This window comes from Lyngbya aestuarii BL J, assembly GCF_000478195.2.
GTDB classification, from domain to species: domain Bacteria; phylum Cyanobacteriota; class Cyanobacteriia; order Cyanobacteriales; family Microcoleaceae; genus Capilliphycus; species Capilliphycus aestuarii.
Genome location: NZ_AUZM01000151.1, coordinates 1 through 3190, shown reverse-complemented (window position 1 = coordinate 3190; position 3190 = coordinate 1). Strand labels below are relative to the sequence as shown.

The window sequence follows — 3190 nt, the reverse complement described above, 5'->3', positions numbered from 1 at the left end:
TAACGATACGATCTATGGTGATCTTAACGACAACGAAACCATTAGTACACTTCCCGGACGAGATACTATCTGTGGGGGTAGTGGTAATGACATCCTATTTGGGAATGAAGACCAAGATCGTCTCTGTGGGGGAGAAGATAGTGATACTCTGTTTGGGGGTTTAGGTGAAGATACCTTAGCCGGTGAACTGGGCGATGATTGGTTGTTTGGTGATCAAGGCAATGACCTGATTTCTGGGGGAAGTGGTAGCGATCGCTTTATTCTGTTCTCAGGTAGTGGGACCGACACGATCCAAGATTTCCAACTCGGTACTGATTTAATTGCTTTGGGTGGCGGTTTAACTTTTGATGCGTTAACTCTTTCTACTGATGGTACTTCTACCATTATCAGTCTCGATGATCAACAGTTGGCAATTCTCAATGATGTATCAGTGAGTGCTTTAACTGAAACTAGCTTTACTGCTTTTGTGGGCTAACTTGCCTTTTAACTTCAGCGATCGCTATAGGGAATCAGTCATGATAACCAATTAAGCGATCGCTGTTGCTTTTTATTTGAACAGAAGACTCAAGTAAGACTTTAAGGTGTGAGTATTGATATATAGCACTACGCATTCAGGTTAGGACATTTATAAATCCTGGAACCTTTTAACAGTCTACTGTTCCCTGATCCGGTGTTCCCTGTTCCCGATTCAAGTAGCGCTATAGTATCCTAGTTTTTTTGCTCAACAAATCAGAAGAACCACTTTAAAAATTTAGCTTTTCAAGCCTATTACAAAATTCTCAAGATATGTTGCAAATAACGATTGATTTAGAGTGATAAAAGTTATGCTCTATTTATAGATTAAATTATTAAAAATTCCTTTATTTAAACTTATCAATAAACCAAGGTCTAACCCCCATAAAAGTGGCATTTTGTCAAGGGATAACAGGACAGTTTATTAACTGCTATAAATCAAAACGTGAAAAATAACTAGGAGTAGTTATATCTATAAGTGATCTTGCTGAGACAATCAGTAAAATCACTCTAATACTTAACGACAGTCATAGGGGAGTGGTGCAAATGAATAGATTTCAGTTACCAGATCAGAAATCTTTTTGGGCGAGTGTCAAGCTAAATTGTAGAAATATATTTAAAGTTTTAATAAAAAAAAGAGTTTAATAAGTTAAGCTAATCTTTTGACTAAGATTTAGAAGTCTTCTCCGATTTAATCGGGTTAGATAACCTGAAAAAATTGGGATAATTGTCTAATCAATTCAATCTAACACCCGATAACTTTGTGTTGTTATTAGATTACCCTAAACCTGAAAACAGAGAATTTAGTTAGACTAAATTCAGGTTTTAACTTGTCAAGTTAGTTGTCGTTTCTCGATCCTTCATTAAGTAGAAACTCAAAGGCTATGAATAGCTAGAAATCTACATTATATTGCTAGTTTCAGAGATAAGTTATAATTTCACAGTTCCACATCATATTCTGCTTCTGCCTGTGAGGCGGAAAAATTTTACACAATTAATGAATCCTCTGAAATCTTTCAGGTGGGTTGTCAATCTCTAGTGTCGTTTTTCGTACTAACTAAAATGATGTCTTTTAATTCAGGGTCTACTCAAACTTTTTACTCTACCTTTTCTCGTTCACTGTTCCCAGATCCGGAATACGTTAAAAAATCTACAGAAACTTGTTTTTCTCTTGCGTCTCGTCTCTCAAAAATTCACCTTCTTGTTATTATTGATGTTCAGGTTGAAGATTGGGAAAAGCTACTGAAAGAAGTTGTACCGGGAGCGGAAATTATTCTCCTCAATCCAACTCAAGACGGAGTTCAGCAAATTAGCCAAGCTCTGCAAGAATATACAGATATTTCGGAAATTCATGTTATTTCTCATGGTAGTCCTGGCTGTTTACAACTGGGTAATACCCAACTTAGTCTAGATACGCTAAAACATTATGCCAACGAACTCAAAACCTGGACAGTTCCCCATTTAATCCTCTATGGCTGTAACATTGCCGCAGGAGATGCCGGGATTGAATTTATTGAAAAATTACACAATTTAACCGGGGCAAAAATTGCGGCTTCTGCTAACAAAACAGGTTATTCAGGTTTAGGTGGAGACTGGAACCTAGAAGTCAAAACCGATGAATTTAAAGTCTCTTTAGCACTCACTTCAGAAGCGATCGCCAATTATGATTCTACTTTTGCTCTTCCCATTGCTAGTCTAATAACACAGGAGCAAGATGCCGAAGAAAGTACGATTGTAAATCAAGGAATCACCTATAATTTTGGGGAGGGTAACAATCTAGAAGTCACCAGCTTTGAAACTGAGGGCGGTGTCGAATTTTTATCAGCAGGTATACTGAACGACTTTGAATTAAGACGGGTCGATCAAAATCAAGATCCAAACGCCGAACCTGACAGACGCCAAATTATTTGGTACGAACTAGCCCCCAATAGCACTAACACAAACGTTAACTTAGCCCCCGAGCTAGCCGTACCTACCATTAACGGTCCGGCGATGGAAACGGCTTTGTTTAGTGAATTTATTAACCGGGGTACAGATAATATTTTCGCAAATCAAGGCAATCAGGATGGAAATGTCAATAATATTGAACGGGTTGACTATATTTCTACATCAGGTTTACCGTTTCCTCAAAATCAAGAGGATCTAGATGGTATTGGTTTCCTTATTTTAGAGCGGGGAGGTAATGATCCGTTCAAAATAGCAGCGATTACTGCCATTGACGAGCAAGGGAATCCGACTGCATATGGGGATTTGCTCTCTTTTCCCAATAATGGTGCTGATTGGGGTATATCTGATACTAGATTTAGAGTGGTCGTTCTGCGTCAAGAAGAAGGTGAAGAAGATCTTGCCCCGACAATAGTACCCCGACTAAATGACCCGGACGCCAACATTCAAAATATTGCGGGTATTTTTGTTAGCTACGAAGATTTATTGGGTGCTAATCCTACGAGTGAGGCGTTTTTTGGGTATTCTCTGTTTCCGCCGGATATTGACGCAACAAACGACTTAGTTGGACTGAGTGACTTTCCTCTAGACACCTCCGATCAACAAGGCGATGAGGCTCGGCGAGGAGGTCTAGATTTGGTGGGAGGGGGTGTTGTTTATCGAGCATCGGGGGTTAATGTTCCCCCGGAAGCTGCCGATGACACCGCAACAATAAATTCGGGAGAGACAGAAG

At 39.3% G+C, this 3190-nt stretch carries 2 protein-coding genes; both read left to right on the top strand.

The genetic code is table 11. The annotated features are described in order from the left end of the window. On the top strand, positions 1-475 hold a 475-nt coding region (locus M595_RS26985), incomplete at its 5' end, for a calcium-binding protein (protein WP_023069771.1). Between the two features lie 1103 nt (positions 476-1578). After that, on the top strand, positions 1579-3190 hold a 1612-nt coding region (locus M595_RS30850; protein WP_023069772.1), incomplete at its 3' end, for a DUF4347 domain-containing protein.